This is a genomic window from Corynebacterium sp. LK2590 (assembly GCF_040946105.1).
GTDB lineage: Bacteria > Actinomycetota > Actinomycetes > Mycobacteriales > Mycobacteriaceae > Corynebacterium.
This window is the reverse complement of the sequence record NZ_JAYWMH010000001.1, coordinates 18,443-34,729: the sequence shown is the minus strand read 5'-3', so window position 1 is coordinate 34,729 and position 16,287 is coordinate 18,443. Positions and strand designations below refer to the sequence as shown.

Annotated in this window: 14 protein-coding genes and 1 tRNA gene; 5 read left to right on the top strand and 10 right to left on the bottom strand. The window is 68.0% G+C overall.

All coding sequences use genetic code 11. The features are described from left to right. Positions 1-8 precede the first annotated feature (8 nt). From VVR85_RS00140 to VVR85_RS00130, 3 genes are all read right to left on the bottom strand, one after another. Positions 9-1,388: an NAD-dependent succinate-semialdehyde dehydrogenase gene (locus VVR85_RS00140; protein ID WP_368518966.1), complete on the bottom strand. Its 1,380-nt coding sequence runs from the start codon at positions 1,386-1,388 to the stop codon at positions 9-11. A gap of 9 nt (positions 1,389-1,397) precedes the next feature. Then, the gene (locus VVR85_RS00135) at positions 1,398-2,951 is read right to left on the bottom strand and encodes a mechanosensitive ion channel domain-containing protein (protein ID WP_368518965.1); all 1,554 of its coding nucleotides are present in this window, start codon (positions 2,949-2,951) and stop codon (positions 1,398-1,400) included. A 66-nt stretch (positions 2,952-3,017) separates the two neighbouring features. Further along, positions 3,018-4,103 (bottom strand): trimeric intracellular cation channel family protein, encoded by a 1,086-nt coding sequence (locus VVR85_RS00130; protein ID WP_368518964.1) that lies wholly within the window; start codon positions 4,101-4,103, stop codon positions 3,018-3,020. Between the two features lie 121 nt (positions 4,104-4,224). Between VVR85_RS00130 and VVR85_RS00125 the strand changes: the two genes are divergently transcribed. Continuing rightward, a tRNA-Ile gene (locus VVR85_RS00125) sits at positions 4,225-4,298 on the top strand. A gap of 181 nt (positions 4,299-4,479) precedes the next feature. Here the strand turns inward: VVR85_RS00125 and VVR85_RS00120 are convergent. Genes VVR85_RS00120 through VVR85_RS00110 form a run of 3 tightly spaced genes read right to left on the bottom strand, consistent with a single transcriptional unit; the run spans position 4,480 to position 7,942 of the window. Then, a complete protein-coding gene (locus VVR85_RS00120; RefSeq protein WP_368518963.1) occupies positions 4,480-5,532 on the bottom strand; it encodes an HNH endonuclease signature motif containing protein in 1,053 nt (350 codons plus the stop codon). 23 nt (positions 5,533-5,555) lie between these two features. Beyond that, positions 5,556-6,506, bottom strand: coding sequence for a nucleoside hydrolase (locus VVR85_RS00115; protein ID WP_368518962.1), 951 nt, complete (start codon positions 6,504-6,506; stop codon positions 5,556-5,558). Positions 6,507-6,523: 17 nt separating this feature from the next. Further along, complete coding sequence (locus tag VVR85_RS00110) at positions 6,524-7,942, bottom strand: MFS transporter (protein ID WP_368518961.1); 1,419 nt, start codon at positions 7,940-7,942, stop codon at positions 6,524-6,526. A 154-nt stretch (positions 7,943-8,096) separates the two neighbouring features. On the opposite strand from VVR85_RS00110, the gene VVR85_RS00105 reads away from it, so the two are divergent. Genes VVR85_RS00105 through VVR85_RS00090 form a run of 4 tightly spaced genes read left to right on the top strand, consistent with a single transcriptional unit; the run spans position 8,097 to position 11,600 of the window. Continuing rightward, positions 8,097-8,747 (top strand): ABC transporter permease, encoded by a 651-nt coding sequence (locus VVR85_RS00105; protein WP_368518960.1) that lies wholly within the window; start codon positions 8,097-8,099, stop codon positions 8,745-8,747. Continuing rightward, positions 8,744-9,892: an ABC transporter ATP-binding protein gene (locus VVR85_RS00100; protein ID WP_368518959.1), complete on the top strand. Its 1,149-nt coding sequence runs from the start codon at positions 8,744-8,746 to the stop codon at positions 9,890-9,892. Before VVR85_RS00105 ends, VVR85_RS00100 begins: the two co-directional genes overlap by 4 nt. Beyond that, positions 9,889-10,644, top strand: a complete 756-nt coding sequence (locus VVR85_RS00095; protein ID WP_368518958.1) for an ABC transporter permease — start codon at positions 9,889-9,891, stop codon at positions 10,642-10,644. The genes VVR85_RS00100 and VVR85_RS00095 overlap by 4 nt, the downstream gene beginning before the upstream one ends. Continuing rightward, positions 10,641-11,600, top strand: a complete 960-nt coding sequence (locus VVR85_RS00090) for a glycine betaine ABC transporter substrate-binding protein (RefSeq protein ID WP_368518957.1) — start codon at positions 10,641-10,643, stop codon at positions 11,598-11,600. Before VVR85_RS00095 ends, VVR85_RS00090 begins: the two co-directional genes overlap by 4 nt. Here the strand turns inward: VVR85_RS00090 and VVR85_RS00085 are convergent. The 4 genes from VVR85_RS00085 to VVR85_RS00070 form a co-directional block, all read right to left on the bottom strand. Further along, on the bottom strand, positions 11,593-11,865 hold the full coding sequence (locus VVR85_RS00085) for a FeoC-like transcriptional regulator (RefSeq protein WP_368518956.1): 273 nt from the start codon (positions 11,863-11,865) through the stop codon (positions 11,593-11,595). The genes VVR85_RS00090 and VVR85_RS00085 overlap by 8 nt on opposite strands. Continuing rightward, positions 11,865-13,796: a ferrous iron transport protein B gene (gene feoB / locus VVR85_RS00080; protein ID WP_368518955.1), complete on the bottom strand. Its 1,932-nt coding sequence runs from the start codon at positions 13,794-13,796 to the stop codon at positions 11,865-11,867. Before feoB ends, VVR85_RS00085 begins: the two co-directional genes overlap by 1 nt. Further along, positions 13,793-14,053, bottom strand: coding sequence for a FeoA domain-containing protein (locus VVR85_RS00075; protein ID WP_368518954.1), 261 nt, complete (start codon positions 14,051-14,053; stop codon positions 13,793-13,795). The genes feoB and VVR85_RS00075 overlap by 4 nt, the downstream gene beginning before the upstream one ends. Positions 14,054-14,248: 195 nt before the next feature. After that, positions 14,249-16,264 carry a calcineurin-like phosphoesterase C-terminal domain-containing protein gene (locus VVR85_RS00070; protein WP_368518953.1) on the bottom strand — a complete coding sequence of 672 codons (2,016 nt, stop codon included), beginning with the start codon at positions 16,262-16,264 and terminating at the stop codon, positions 14,249-14,251. Between the last annotated feature and the right edge of the window lie 23 nt (positions 16,265-16,287).

The window sequence follows — 16,287 nt, the reverse complement described above, 5'->3', positions numbered from 1 at the left end:
CTTAGAATTTATTCCTTTTCATTCACGTAGAAGGTTTGCTTGTTGACAAACTCGTCCATGGCCAGCGGCGAGAGCTCGCGCCCGTAGCCGGAATTCTTGATCCCGCCGAAGGGCAGCTCCGGGGCCGAGGCCTGCGGGATGTTGACGTGAATCATGCCGGTCTCGATCTGGGAGGCCACGTGCTTGGCGCGCTCCTCGTCCGCGGAGAAGACGGCCCCGCCCAGGCCGTAGCGGGAGTCGTTGGCCAGCGCGATGGCCTCCTCCTCGCTGCCGACGCGGTAGATTTCGGCCACCGGCCCGAAAAACTCGGTGTAGTAGGACTCCGAGCCGACCGGCACGTCCGTGAGCACCGCCGGGGAGTAGTAGGCGCCGACCTCGGCCAGCTCGCCGCCGACGTGCAGCGTGGCGCCGGCCTCCACGGCCTCCTTGACCTGCTGGTCCAGGGTCTCGGCCGCCGCGCGCGAGGACAGCGGGTAGTACTTGCCCTCGGCCCCGTCCAACGGGTCGCCAGGCTCGTACTGCTTCGCGATGCGCACCATCTCCGCCACGAAGTCATCGTAGATGTCGTCTAGGACGATGATGCGCTTGTTCGAGGTGCAGGCCTGGCCGGTGTTCGCCAGGCGCTTGTCCCAGGCCTGGCGGGCGGCGGCCGGGATGTCGGCGGCGTCCAGCACGATGTAGGCGTCGGTGCCGCCCAGCTCCAGCACGCACTTCTTCAGCGCCTTGCCGGCCTGCGCGGCCACGGCCGAGCCGGCGCGCTCCGAGCCGGTCAGGGAGACCCCGCGTACCCGCGGGTCGGCGATGATCGTCGAGACCTGGTCGTGGGTGGCGTAGAGGTTAATGAACGCGCCCTCGGGCAGCCCGGCCTCGGTGAGGATCTGGGCGAACGCCGCCGAGGAGCGCGGGCAGATTTCGGCGTGCTTGAGCAGGATCGTGTTGCCCACCATCAGGTTCGGCGCGGCGAACCGGGCGACCTGGTAGTACGGGAAGTTCCACGGCATGACGCCGAGCAGCGGGCCCACCGGCAGGCGGCGCATGATGGCGGTGCCGCCGCTGTGCGGGATCTTTTCGTCCTGGGCGAACGCGGCGCCGTTGTCGGCGTAGTAGTCCAGGATCTTGGCGGAGTACTTCACCTCGCCGATGCCGGAGCCCAGCTCCTTGCCCATCTCGGTCGCGGCGATTTCGGCGAGCTCCGGCGCGCGCTCGCGCAGCAGGTTCGCGGCGTTCTTGAGGACCTTCGCGCGCTCATCGAAGCTGGTCTGGCGCCAGTGCTGGAAGGCGTCGGTCGAGTCGGTGATCGCCTGCCCGATGGCGGCATCGGTGGCGAACTCGAAGGTCTGCTCGATTTCGTCGGTCTTGGGATTCTGAACGCGGTAGTTCTGTGACATACCCCGAGTCTAGGTATCACCTCGGCCCGTGTCACCCGTCTCGGTGGCCGCCGTGGGCTCTACCGTCTCGGTCTGGGTGGCCGTGGGCTCGGCGGTCTGGGTGGCCGGCGCCTGTCCGCCCTGCCCCGCCTGGCCGGCCGAACCCGCCGAATCCCCCGAGCCCGCCGAGCCCGCTGCGCCCGCCTGCCCTTCCGGCTCGGCCTGCGGCGCGGTGGTCTCGGTCGCAGCGTCGGGCTGGGGCTCGGCATTCTCGGCGGTCGGCTCCGTGGCCTCCGCGGTGCCCGTGCCCGCGTCCGCGTCCTCGGCGGGCGTGGTCTCCGGCGCCGATTCCGTCGTCGTCGGCATCCAGTTCGCCGGCGACAGCCAGCCGGCGCTGGCGTTTTCCGGGTTGCTCGAGGCCAACGCCAAGATGCCGATGACCGCCAGGGCCGCAAAGAGCCCCGTCGTCGAGGCCCTAATCCGCCCGCCCAGGGTCACCAGCTTGCCCCAGCGAGTAGTCGGTTGGTCGTCGCGCCAGATGCTGCCGGTCCCCGCCGGCGCCTCCTCGTCGTCGCCTTGCAGGGCCGCTTGGTCGGCGGCCACGTCCGCGGGGTCTTCCATCGGCGTGGCACCGTCGGGACCGGCCAGGACCACGGTCTCGGCGTCCGCTGCCTCCTGCGCCGGCGCATCGCCAGCCTCCTCGCGGCGGGTAGTCTCCACGGCCGGGCCGGGCAGCTCGCCGGGGGCATCGCCGGCCAGGTGGTAGTGGTCCCAGAAGGCGTTGAGCAGCGCGGAACGGATGCCGCGCTCGACGGCCCACTGCCGGGCCGGGTTGACCCGCACCATGACGCGGTAGTTGACCTGCCAGGGCTGGCCGGCGGCCGTGGGGGCCTCCAGGCCGGTGGCGGGCAGGACCTCGACTTCGTCGACGACATCGGGGGCGATCTGCGGATCCGCAATCGCTTCCCGGGAAATCCGCTCGACCTGCGCGGTGATATCGGCGGGGTTCTCCCCCGTCGAGACCGGCACCGCGAGGTTGACCACCGCACGCGACCAGTCCTGGGAGTAGTTGGTGACCACGCCGGCCGAGCCGTTGGGCACCGTGACGACCTCGCCGGTGGGCGTGCGCACCTTGGTGGTACGCAGCGTCAGGGCCACGACCGTGCCCTCGATGCCCGTCGCCCCGTCGAAGCTGACGTAGTCGCCCACGCCGAACTGCTTCTCGGACAGGATGAAGAAGCCGGACAGGAAATCACCGATGATGGACTGCGCGCCGAAGCCGACGGCGGCAGAGACCACGGTCGCGGGGATGGCCGCGCCCAGCGGCGGCACGCCGATATTCGACAGGGCCGCCACGACCAGCAAGAAGTAGGCCACGACCTCGCCGACGTAGACAAGCGCCCCGACCAGCGCCAGGCGCGCCTTGGTGGCTTCTTCCTCCTGGTCCAGCCGGCTTTCGATGATGCGCACCACGAGCCGGCCAATCCGCGGGATAAGCACCGCGGTTAGCACAATGCCCAACAGGGGCAGGCCGTGATCGACCAGGATTCCCCACAGTTGGAACAGGTAGTATTTCAGGTTCATATCAGCCAAATTAGACCGTCAACCTGAACGTTTAATGCCACCCAACTGCTGGCTGTTTTCAGGTTTTTACTCGCCGCGCTGCTCGTAGCGCTTGACCAGCCGTTCGATGAGCTCGTCGGTCAGGTCGTCGTCGGCCAAGATCCGGTCGAGCATATCGCGGTGGGCGGAGTCATCGCTGTCGTAGGAGTCCCCGGCCAGGTCGACTCCCATGCCGGACAGCAGGCCCTGGTCTTCGGGGCTGTCGTCGGCGGGGGCATCGTCGAGCGCGGTGGGGTCGACGGCGGCGAATTCGGAGGTGAATTCCTCCATGAACTCGTCGGCGGCGGTCTCCGCGTCCGTGCGGCGCGCACCCTTGCGCACCTCGGCCTCGATGCGCCGCTTAAGGGCCTTTTCCATCTGCCGATGCCGCCACCGCCGCAGTTTGCCCGGCTCCAGCTTCCGGCCCACGGCCCGGCCCTTGTGCTCGGCCTTCTTGGCCAACGATGCCATCTGCGCCGCCGTATCATTGACCGGCGCCCATTCCTGGTTCGTGGACACCCGCCAGTTGCCCCAGTAACCCCACAGGGTGAGCACGAAACTGATGATGGGGCCGACCACCATGCCCACGGCCATGAAGCCGAACTGGTGCGCTATGAGGACCGTGACGGCGCAGGCGACCGCCGGGATGACGGTGGGCCGGTTATCGCCGAAGACGGCCGGGGTGCGCCCGGTGACGGTGTCGCGGATCATGGACCCGCCCGTGGCGGTGAACACGCCCATCATGATGCAGGGCAGGACCGGCAGGCCATAGGTAATCGCCTTCACCGCGCCGGTGGCCGCCCACAGCGCGGAGACCAGGGCGTCGCCGTGGACTTCGAAAAACTCCCAGGTCTTGCCCTTGAAATAGACGAAGCGAGCGATGAGCGCGCCGGTAAACGCCAGGATGAGATACTCCGGCTCGCTCATGGCGGCGACGGTGCCGCGGTTAATCAGCACGTCGCGGATCATGCCGCCGCCCAGCGCCGAGAACAGCGCGATGAAGAAAAAGCCCACGATGTCGTAGCCCCGCTGGCGCGCAATCGTGCCGCCGATGATTCCCATCAGCAGCACGCCGCTGACATCGGACCAGCGGTACAGCGCGGTGATTAGGGGGTCTACCTCTTCGACCGTCATACTGCCGATTTTAGAACCACCCCGCACGTGCCGCTGGCACCACACCCCCAGTGTCTCACCCGCCACCGCCGCCCCGCTACACTAGCTTCCAGCGCTCTTCCAGCGCTGCGCGCGGTTTCCAGGGGCTATAGCTCAGTCGGTTAGAGCTACGGACTCATAATCCGTTGGTCGCGGGTTCGAGCCCCGCTGGCCCCACTGGTCAAAAGGCGTCTAGCCGCGCTTAGACACGCCGACGGGGCGTTCGTGGGGAATTTTCCCGCGAACGCCTCGTTTTTGTAGTCTTTGACGCCTTTCTCGTTTTTTGGGTTTGCGGTGTTTTAGACCCGCACTTTCCGCACTCGCCCTTGTCAGGCTCCTACTCTTTAACGCGCGCCGTTTAGGCCCGGACTGCAGCAGCCCCAGCGGCGGGCCGATCGGGCGGGCGCTCCGGCGGCACCCAGACGGTCTTGCCGCGCACTCGGGCTAGGCGCCCGCGCTTTTTCGGGTTGTCCACGCCGTCCTCGTTCGCGCCGTTGTGGTGCGGGCACAGGGTGGCCAGGTTGTCCTGGTTGGTCGGCCCGCCGGAAAACCAGGGCCGGATGTGGTGGACCTGGCATTCGTCGGCGCCGGCCAGGCACTGCGGCCAGGCGCAGACGGGGTGTTCCATCGTCGCCAGGCGCCGCTGCTTCCAGGAGGCCAGGCGGCTGTCCCGGTAGAGGTTGACCGGCCCGGCGACGGGGTCGAAGACGCCGACGTAGCCGGCATCGGCAAGCGCGCGGGTGACCAGTTCGGCGCCGCTAATGACAGCGCCGTTGGTCAGTTGGACGGCGATATCCTCGCCCTCCCCGCCGGAAACCAGATCGCCGAAGTCTTCCAGGTTTAGCACCACGTTGGTGGTGACGTGGGCGCGCTCGGCGCCGCCCTCCCCGGTGAACAGGGCGCGGGCGTCCTCGACGTCTTTGACGTGGGCTTTGATGTCGGCGACAAGCCCGGCATCGGCGACTAGGCGCATGGCCCACTGGCCCGCGGTGGAGCGGGTATAGACCACGCCCGGCACCGGCTCCGGCTTGGGCGCGGCGGCGCGGACCTTCCGGGCAGCTGCCCGGCGCATGCCGGCGGCGCCCAGCTCGAGGCCGGACAGCTCCTCCATGATGCGCCAGGCGTCGTTTTTGTTTTTCACCCGCCGCAGCACCCCGAAGACCACGTCCAGGACCTGCAGCCCGTGGCCTAGCCGCTCGGCGTTCGCGCGCACGCGGCGCTGGCGGCGGCGGTGCTGGACGGTGCCGAACAGCGTCTCGGCCAAGCCGATGACGCGCTCGACCTCGTCCTGATTCTGCGTCATGTCGGCGCGCAGGCTGGCCCAGTCGGCGTGCCAGGCGCCCTCAATGACAGCGATGCCCGGCTGCGCACTGGCAGCCAGGAAGCGCTGCAAACAATCCCCCGATGTCATGGGGCCGACTCTAAAGCAGCTGGCTAGTCCTCGCAACCGGAAAGGGCGCCGACGGCCTCGACAACCAGGTCCCAGAAGGCCGCGTGGTCGAGCGTCGTGGCGACCTGCGTGTGGCAGTCATCGCCGGCCGGGGCGCGGAAGTCGGTGACGGTCATGCCGGTGGTCAGCGCGCCGCTTAGCTCCACCTGGACCGGCGCCTTGACCGTGCGCACGATGGCCGGGTCGATGAGGTAGGCAATCGTGCACGGGTCGTGGACCGGCGGGTCGTCGAAGCCCTGGTTTTCGCGGTAGGCCTCGCGGAAAAAGCCGAAAAGTCCGACCACGAAGTCGCCCAGCTCGGTGCCCATCGCGCGGAAGCGCTCCTCGACCTCGGCGGTAGCCAGCGCCTGGTGGGTCAGCTCCAGGCCCACCATGGTCACGGGCCAGGCCTCGCCAAAGACGATGTGCGCGGCCTCCGGGTCGACCTTGATGTTGAACTCCGCCACCGCGGACCAGTTGCCCTGGTGGTAGCCGCCGCCCATGAGGACGACCTCGCGCACGCGCTCAACGATGCGCGGTTCCTTCCGCGCCGCCAGCGCAATATTGGTCAGCGGGCCCGTGGGCACCAGGGTGACCGTGCCGGGCTCGTTCGACATGACGGTATCGATGAGGAAATCCACCGCGTGGCCGTCTTCGACCGCCACGGAAGGCTCGGGCAGCTCGATGCCGCGCACGTCCATGCCGGTTGAGCCGTGGATGTCCTCGGCCACCTCGACGTCGCGCACCAGCGGGCGGCTACAGCCCGGGTAGACGGGGACCTCGGTGTGGCCGGCCAGCTCCAGGACGACCTGCGCGTTGCGGGTGACCTTGTCGAGGGTCTGGTTGCCGCCGACGGTGGTTACGCCCAGCAGGTCGATGCCGGGGTTGCCCAGGGCCAGTAGCAGGGCGACGGCATCGTCGTGCCCGGGATCGCAGTCCAGAATTATCTTGGTCATCTTCTCCTACCAATCTCCTAATCGTGGTTGGCGGCTGCGACCGTGTCGCCTATGGATTCCGGCTTCGGGATGAGCAAGCTCATGGCCAACGCCGCTGCCAAAATGATACAGCCGGTGACCAGTCCCGCGTGGTAGCCGGAATCGAAGGAGCCGGCCACGCCGAAGAGGATGGCAAAGCTCAGGCCCGCGCCCAGGTTGAAGGCGCCGGCGTTCATGCCGGGCAGGTAGCCCTGGTTGTCCGCCGGGGACAGCACGATGCCCAGCCCGTTCAGCATGATGTTGGCAATGCCCGCGTAGGTAATACCGATAAACAGCGAGACGAACAAAAGCGACAGCTTGCCGGGGTTGCCCACGATAAAGACCGTGACGATGAGGCCGACGACCGTGCCGACCAGGCCGGTCTGCAGCACGAATTTGTAGCCGACCTGCGCGGCCATCCAGCCGGCGATAGGCCCGAAGACCAGGCCGGCCAGCGCGTACGGGGTCAGCGTGTAGAAGGAGACGACGTCCGCGCTCATGCCGGCGCCGACCTCGGCGTCCTGGCCCAGGTTCGGGATGAGCCCGTTCATGACGGCGAAGACGCCGGTCATCGTCAGCAAAGTGGTCGACAGCAGCGCCCAGGTGCGGCGCTGCTTGAGGTAGTCGACGGTGACTAAGGGGTGGCGCACGCGCTTTTCGATGTTCCAGAAGACCACCAGGCAGACCACGCCGACCGCGAGGAGGATAACGACGAGGAGCCAGTTGGCATCGGCAAGCTTGCCGGCCTCGTTGAAGGCGGTGAGCACGCAGCCCAGCGCCACGGCCAGCGGCGCGATGCCCGCCCAGTCCATGGAGATGGTCGCGTCCGCCACGGATTCCTGCGTCCAGCCGCGCACGCCGATAACGGCCAGTGCGCAGACGACGGCCATCGTCCAGAAAACCGAGCGGAAGCCGAAGTGGTCCGCCAGGAAGCCGCCTGCCAGGGCGTCCACGCCCGCGATGCCGCCGTTAACCGAGGTCAACACGCCCAGCAGCAGGGCGTACTGTTTCTCGTTGGCGACCTGCTGGCGCAGCATGATCAGCGTCAGCGGCACCGTCGGGCCCGCCACGCCCTGGATAACACGGCCCAGCAGCAGGATGGTCACGTTCGGCGCCAGCGCGGCGACCAGGCAGCCCAGGCCGGTGACGGTCATCATGCCCACCAGGACCTTGCGACGGCCGATGAGGTCGCCCCACCGCGGCAGGAAGAGCGAGAACAGCGCCGCGGCGGTGAAAAACGCCGTCTGCGTCATGCCGATGTGGGAGGTCGTCGCCCCCAGCTCGGCTTCCATGGTGGCCAACGCGGGCGAGAGCATGGAGGCGTTGAGCTGGAAGGCGAAGACCGCCGCCAGCAACGCGACCATGAGCGGGACCACCTGTTTGAGGGCAAGCGGCCGGGGTTCGGCAGTAGCGTGCATGTCTACTCTTTCTACTGGATGTGACGGGTTTGTTAGCTAAAAAGGATATTAGGCATCGCACCGCCAAACCAGATCGCGGACCCAGCCCGCCGCGCGTAGGCCTGTATGCTGGGAATATGGTTTTATCTTTGTTTATTCGTGAAGGGTTGACCCCATGAACGGTCTCGGAGAATTCATCGGAGCCCGGTGGCAGGACATCGCTTTCCGTGCTTTCCAGCACACCAGCCTGGTCGTCCAGTCGGTGGCCGTGGCCTTGGTCATCGCGCTCGTTATCGCGGTGCTGGTGACGCGCTCGTCGAAGGCGACCGCCGCGGCCAACGCGCTGTCGTCCATCGGCTTGACGCTGCCCTCGCTGGCCCTGCTGGGCCTGGCGATTCCGCTCTTCGGCATCGGCACGGTCCCGTCGGTAGCGCTGGTGGTCTTCTACGCGGTGCTGCCCATCCTGCGCAACGCCATCGTTGGGCTGCAGGGCGTGGACCCGGCCGTCGTGGAATCCGCGCGCGGGCAGGGCATGTCGCCGGCCGCGGTCTTGTTCCGCGTGCGGCTGCCGCTGGCGTGGCCGGTCATCATGACCGGCATCCGCGTCTCGACGCAGCTGTCGATGGGCGTGGCCGCCATCGCCGCCTACGCGCTGGGCCCTGGCCTGGGTAGCTATATCTACTCCGGCCTCAGCCAGATCGGCGGTGCCAACGCGCTCAACTACGCGCTCGTCGGCACGCTCGGCGTGGTCATCGTCGCCTTGGTGGTCGACGCCTGCCTCGCCGGACTCCAGAAACTCACGACCTCGAAGGGGATTTCCGCATGACTGACCGTTCTACTGGCGCCGAGATCGTCTTCGACGCCATCACCAAGTCCTACCCCGGCCAGGGCTCACCGGCCGTCGACAACCTGTCGCTGACCATCCCGCGCGGCGAGCTCGTGGCCTTCGTCGGCCCTTCGGGTTGCGGCAAGACCACCTCGCTGAAGATGATTAACCGCCTGGTCGAGCCGACCAGTGGCCGGATCCTCATCAACGGCGAGGACGCCACGGCCAAGGATCCGACGCGCCTGCGCCGCGAAATCGGCTACGTCATCCAGGGCGGCGGCCTAATGCCGCACATGACGGTGGCGGATAATATCGCCATCGTCCCGCACCTGCTCAAGTGGCCGAAGTCGAAAATCGCCCAGCGCGTCGACGAGCTGCTCGACATGGTCGGCCTGGATCCTTCCGTCTACCGCGACCGCTTCCCCCGGGAGCTCTCAGGCGGCCAGCAGCAGCGCGTGGGCGTGGCCCGGGGGCTGGCGGCCGACCCGCCCGTGGTGCTGATGGACGAGCCTTTCGGCGCCGTGGATCCGATTACGCGGACCCGCCTGCAGGACGAGCTGGTCAACATCCAGTCGGACCTGGGCAAGACCATCGTGTGCGTCACCCACGACATCGATGAGGCGGTCAAGCTCGGCCACCGCATCCTGATTCTGCAGCCCGGCGCGCAGATCGCGCAGTACGATACCCCGGAAAACATCCTGGCCGCCCCGGCCAACGAGTTCGTCGAGGACTTCATCGGCTCCGGTTCGACGCTCAAGCAGCTGAGCCTGAAGCGCGTCGAGGAGATGGACTTGTGGGATGCGCCGGTCGCGCGCATCGGCGAGCCGGCCGACGAGGTCGTCGCCCGGGTCCGCGCCGCCGGCGAGGACACCGTGGTGGTCCTCGATGACAAGGATCGGCCCCGCGAGTGGGTCACCCTGCGCCAGGTGCAGCGCCACCGGGTCCTGCCCGAGCCCACCGTGGAGTTGTCCTCGGTGGTCGGTGCCCGCTCCACGCTGAGCGATGCCATGTCGGCCATGCTCGTATCCTCCCACGGCGGCGCGATGGTCACCCGGCGCGGAAAATTCATTGGCGTGCTGCTCTACGACACCGTCAATGACTACGTACGCACCCTGAAGGCAGAGGCGGGTGACAGCGAGCAATGAAAGAAAAGCTAACCCACACCTCGGCGGAAAACCGCCTGCTATTGATAGGCATCCCGGTGCTCGTGGCGGCCGCGCTAATCGGCTGGTTTATCTGGCACTCGGCGGCGGACCTCGACGACATCGAGGCGCGGACCCTGGACCTGTCTAACGTCGGCTATCTGGCGCTCGAGCACCTCCAGATCGTGGCGGTGACCGCCCTGTTGGTGGTGGTCACGGCGGTGCCGCTGGGCATCGTGCTCACGCGCCCGGCCACGAAGTTCCTCGCGCCGCTGGCTACCGGCCTGGCCAATATCGGGCAGGCCGCCCCGGTCATCGGCGTCATCGTTTTGCTGGCCATTTGGCTGGGCTTCGGCCCGCCGGTGGCGATTGCGGGCCTGTGGGTCTATGCCTTCCTGCCCGTGCTCGCCAACGTGGTGGCCGGCCTGCGCGGGGTCGATCCCGCGCTGGTGGAGGCCGCCCGCGGGCTGTCGATGTCGCCGGCCCAGGTCCTGCTCAAGGTCGAGCTGCCCATGGCGCTGCCGGTCATCATGACCGGCGTGCGCACCTCCCTGGTGCTGTTGGTCGGCGCCGGCGCCTTCGCCACCTTCATCGACGCGGGCGGGCTCGGCGGGCTGATCACTACCGGCATTAACCTGTACCGCAATTCCATCCTGGTTTCCGGCGCGGTGCTCATCGCGGCCTTGGCTCTGGCCGTCGAATGGGTGGGCCGCCTGCTGGAAGTGGCCCTGACTCCGAAGGGGATGAACGCATGAAAATTCGCACGCTAATCGCCGCTGCCTGTCTCGTGCCCACGCTGGCCTTGGGTGGCTGTGGGCTGGGCACCGCGGGCGGTTTCGTACCCACGGCCGAGCTCGACGGGGAGCTTTCGGCTATCGATTTGTCAGGTACCCACGTCTCCATCGGTTCGAAGAACTTCACCGAGCAGATCATCCTGGGCAAGATCGGCGCCATCCTGCTGCAGTCGGCCGGCGCCGACGTCGAGGATCTCACCAACGTGCCGGGTTCCACCTCGGCGCGCCAGGCGCTGGTGGCCGGGGATATGGACATGATGTTCGAGTACACCGGCACCGCCTGGATTACCTACCTGGGTAAGACGGATCCGATCCCGGACACCCAGAAACAATACGAAGCTGTCAAGGACGCCGATGCCGCCAATGGGCTGACCTGGCTGCCGCCGGCGCCAATGAACAACACCTACGCGCTCGCCGTCAGCGAGGACACGGCGCAGGAATACGGCATGGAGTCGCTGGACGACATCACCAAGCTGCCGGTCGAGGAACAGACCATCTGCTCGGACGCGGAGTTCATCGCCCGCAACGACGGCCTGATGCCCATGCTGGATGCCTACGGCGTGGAACAGCCCAGCCGGGAGCGCCTGTTGGAGATGGATTCCGGCGCGGTGTACGCGGCCCTCGACCGCGGCGAGTGCCGCCTGGGCTCGGTCTTTGCAACCGACGGGCGCATCGACGCGCTCGATCTCCACGTGTTGAGCGATCCGAAGGGCTTCTTCCCCAAGTACAACATGGCCCCGGTCGTGCGCACCGAGGTTATCGAGGAAAACCCCGAAATCGCCGAGCTGCTGGCTCCCCTCTCTGATATCTTGACCGACGAGCGGATGCAGCAGCTCAACGCGCGCGTGGACGTCGACGGCGAGGATTACGCCACCGTCGCCTACGACTTCCTGCGCGAAGAGGGCCTCATTAGTTAATCAGTTTGAGTAGCACCGGCCCGCGGCGCGCCCCGCCCGCGGCGCTGGGGCAGGTGCCCGCGGCCGCGCACCCGCCGCAGCCGCTGGACGGGCAGCCAGAGACCGGTTCGGGCACGAGCCCGCCGGTGGCCAGCAGGTGATCGAGGATGGCGTCGACGACGCCGGCATCCAGCCCGCTGCGCGCGGCGACCTCGGCGCGGGAGGTGACCCCGCGGGCGATGAGCTCGCGCACGGTTTCCAACGGAGAAGTCTGGGCGGTAGTCATTAGAACCACAACCGCAGGATCTGGAAAGCCGCCACAGATAGCGTCCAGGCTAGGGCCAGCTGCACGCCGAAGCCGAAGATGGTCCAGCGCCAGCCGATTTCTCTACGCTGGGCCGCCAGCGTGGCCACGCAGGGGGTATAGGCCAGCAAGAACAGCATGTAGGCCCAGACCGCGGCGCGGGCGTGGCCGCCGGAGGCGGCGTCGAAGTCGGCGCGCACGTGTTCGCTCAGGCTGCTGTGGGCCTGCTCGTCGGGCGCGGCGTCGGTGACGTCGTCAACGGAGTAGGTCTGCGCCCAGGTCGAAATCAGCGCTTCCTTGGCCACGAAGCCGGTGACCAGCGGCCCGGTCAGGGACCAGGAATCGAAGCCGGCGGGGGCGAAGATGGGCGCGGCGGCATCGGCAAGCGCGCCGTAGGCGGAGTCTTCGACGGCGAGCTCACCGGCGCTGGCCTCATCCAGCTGGGCGGCGGAGACCGGCAGGGCCATGAGCATCCAGACCACCACGACGGTGGCGACGATGATGCCGCCGGCGGTGCGCAAGAAGCCCTTGAGCCGGGTCCACATGACCGATAGCGCCAGGCGCGGGGTCGGGATCTGGTAGGTCGGCAGGTCGATGACCAGGGGCTCGTACGGCATCGCGCGCCAGAGCGTGTGGCGCAGCAGCAGGCCGGTGAGTACGACCAGCGCAATCGAGATGACGTACATGGCAAAGACCACGGACCCGGCGTGCGCGGGGAAGAAAGTGCTGGCCAGCATCACGAAGACGACCAGGCGCGCCGAGCACGAAGTGAACGGGATGAGCAGGCAGGTCAGGATGCGGTGGCGCGGGGTGCCCAGCACGCGGGTGGCGGAAATCGCCGGCACGTTGCAGCCAAAGCCCACGACGATGGGGATAAACGCCTTGCCCGGCAGGCCGATGGCCCGCATGACGCGGTCGGTGACCACCGCCGCCCGGGCCATGTAGCCGGAGTCTTCCAGCACCGCGAGGCAGATAAACATCAGCGCCATCAGCGGCGCAAAGGTCAGCACCATGCCGACGCCGCCGACGAGGCCGTCGACGATAAGGCCCGTGACCAGCGGGTGGTCCCAGCCGAGCGCGCCGAGGGCCGCGGTGACCGCGCCGGAGACCGGCCCGGAGACAAGCGCCTCGAGCCCGTCCTGGAGGGGCCCGGCCACGGTGGTGGTGATTTGGAAGACCAGCCACATCACGGCCATAAACAGCAGCGGGCCGGCCACGGGGTGCAGGGCCACCTTGTCGAGGCGCTGCGTAAACGTGGTGACCTCGTGGTCCTGGCTGACCGCGGCGCGGGCGGCGGCGTCCAGGTCGATAAAGCGCTGGTCGGGGGTGTCGTCCGGGCGCAGCACCTCCGGGCTGCTTGCCAGGGCCGCGTTCGCGGCCGTGCGTACGCGGGACATCCCGTCGCGGCGGCGCGGGTCGACTGCCACCACCGGCAGTCCGGTGGCGGCCGCCAGCGCGTCGGCGTCCACGCGCATCCCCCGCGCCTGGGCCACGTCCAGCTTGGTCAGCGCGACGATAATCCGGTAGGGCTCGCCGGCGAGCTGGAAGGCGATGTTCAGGCCGCGGGCGACGGCGGTGGCATCGACGGCCACGATGACGAGATCGGGGCGGTGGCAGGGCGGGGCGTCGAGCAACATGTCGCGGGTCAGCGCCTCGTCGGGGCTGAGCGGATCGAGGGAGTACGCGCCCGGGAAGTCGATGACGTCGGCCTGGGCGTCCTTACCCAGGCGCCAGGCGCCGCGGCTGATTTCCACGGTCGTGCCCGGCCAGTTGCCGGTCTGGGCGCGGGCGCCGGTCAGGGCGTTAAAGAGGGTGGATTTGCCGGAGTTGGGCGCGCCGACCAGCGCGACGATGGGCGAGCCTTCCGGGGCCAGCGCCCCGCCCGGGTTGCCGTGGCAGGTTGCGGTGGTCATGCCAGCACCTCCAGCAGGCGCAGGGTGTGGGCATCGACGGCGTAGCGGCAGGTGCCGACGCTCACGATGCGCGATCCGCCCGCCACGGCCGGGCCAATCTCGGCCTGCGCCCCGGCGCGCAGGCCCAGTTCGGCCATGCGATTGGCCAGCGGGGCGTTTGCCTGGCGCAGGTGCTCCACGTTCGCGGCGGTTAAAACGAGTGAGGTCCCCCGCCTCCCGCGGGGCGGGCGCTGGGCCCGGGAAGCAATGGCTGGCATGGCCATCGTCCTTTCGGTCGGTGGTGCGTGTCGTCGAAGCCGCGCACCAAAGGCTTATAACACCTTTTAAGCTACTCCGAGTTAGCCAACCCTACCCAAATTTTCGAGGCAAGTGTGACCAAGTAGACCTTAACCAAAGTCCGGGGCCACTCCCCTGCCTCGCGACCTGCCGCTTGCCCAGCGCATGCCCGATGTTTACAGGCGGATACCCAGCTGGCGGGCGTAGCCGCGCAGCTGATCCATAACCGCCGGGTTGCTCAGCGCGCCGCCGACCGCGGCGATGATGCCGACCAGGCCCACGATAGCGGCGACGGTGCCGCCCCGGCTGGAGCCGCTGCTCAGATCAGCGGACGAGCCGTCGGACGAGCCGGCGGAGGAACCGTCCGAGCTCTGGCCGTCCTGGCCGTCCTGGCCGTCCTGGTCGTCCTGGCCAGCCTCGCCGACGACGAACTCGTAGTCCTTGGTGTAGGTGTTGCCGTGGACGTCGGTCGCGGTGACCTGGGCGGTGTGGGTGCCTTCTTCCAGGTCTTCCGGCAGCGGCGCGCGCCAGATGTGGGCGGCACGGTCCGCGATGCTGCCGCCGTGGACGGCCTGGGCCTGCACGGCCAGCGGGTCGGAGTACTCGGCGCCGTAGCGCTGCTCCTCGCCCTGCATCGGCTGGGTGCGCTCGGCCTCGACGGCCTCGGCGCCGTCGAAGGAGACCTCGACGGTGGAGCCGGTAGCTCCCATAAAGAAGTTGGTGGTCAGGTAGGACTCGCCCAGCTCCTCGGCGCCCACCTGCTCCGGGTTATCGAAGGCCGGCAGGTCACCGCCCTTCTTGGCCTGGGAGCCGTCGTACTCGATGGTCTCGTCGTACCACTCGCGGTAGCGCGGGGTGTTCAGGGAGACGTTCATCTGGTCGTTCTGGTTGCCGCCGACCGGGGTGAAGAACTCGCTGACCTCGGAGCCGTTGATGTCCAGGGTGAGCACGCCCGGCTTGGAGCCGTCGCGGCCGTAAGACTTCGGCACGCCACCCTCGCCCATCTCGCCGGAGTACCAGTCGCCGGAGATGGCGCCGGCCACGATGTTGGTAAACGGCAGCTCGTCCACGCCCAGGGTGTCCTTCCACTCCTGGGTGCTGTCGCCGGCGCGCATATTGGCTACAGCATGGGTGTGGCCGCTAACGGCGATGGTCTCGCGGCCTTCGACCAGCTTGGCGATCTCCTTGACCTGGTCTACCTGGTGGCGGGCGGAGCCGGAGTCGGAGAAGGAAAACAGCGGGATGTGGGAGGCCAGGACGATGACCTTGTCCTCGGGCGTGCGCTCAAGGTCGGCGCGGAGCCAGGCCATCTGGTCGGCATCGAGTGCGCCGTTGTACTGCTCGCCGTCGACGGGGTACTCGACGGATTCCAGGGAGATGATGTGCGCGTTGCCGACGTCGTAGGAGTGGTAGGCCGGGCCGAATTCCTGGCGGAAGGTGTCGAATTTGTGCTCGGCATCGGCGTCGAAGTCCAGGTCGTGGTTGCCGGGCAGGAAGCGCGCCGGCGCGTTGAGCATGCCGGTCAGCTCGCGGGTGTCCGGGTAGAGGGAGAGGTCGTCGCCGACGACGTCGCCGATAAACAGCGCGCCGCAGTTGGTGAAGTCGTCGCGCTGGCTGAGATCGGTGAACGCGCCGGCGCGGGCGTAGCCGACCTCGTCCTTGTCGTAGGTCTGGATGTCGCCGCCGATGAGGCAGCGCTGGTTGTCCAGCGCAGAGTCCGGGTCGGTCACGAGCGGGAAGTTGACGGCCTCCGGCGTGCCACCGCTGGCCTCGATGCCGCCGTATTTCAGCTCCGGGGAGCCTTCCGGGACGTGGTTGTAGTAGAACTGCGCGGCGTTGGCCTCGTCGACGGGCACCTGGTAGCCGGCCGGCTGGGTGATGAAGACGGTGGTGTTCTCGTCGACCGGGATCTCGTAGCGGCCCTCGGCGTCGGTGGTCACGACCTCGCGGCCGTTGGAGACGGCCACGCCCTCGATGGGGGCCTCGTCGTCGTCCTGGGTGGAGTTGCGGTTGGTGTCGTCGAAGACGGTGCCGGTGAGGGTGTCGCGGACGGCATCGTCAGCGGCGGGGACGACCTCGACGTGGCCGCGGTAGAGGCCGTCGTCGGCCAGGGCGGTCGGTACGGCGAGGGTGGACAGGGACAGGGTGAGCGCGGAGATGGTGGCAACGGAGCGGTAGCGGCGGTGAGCCATAACAAGAATCCATTCGAGTGTGA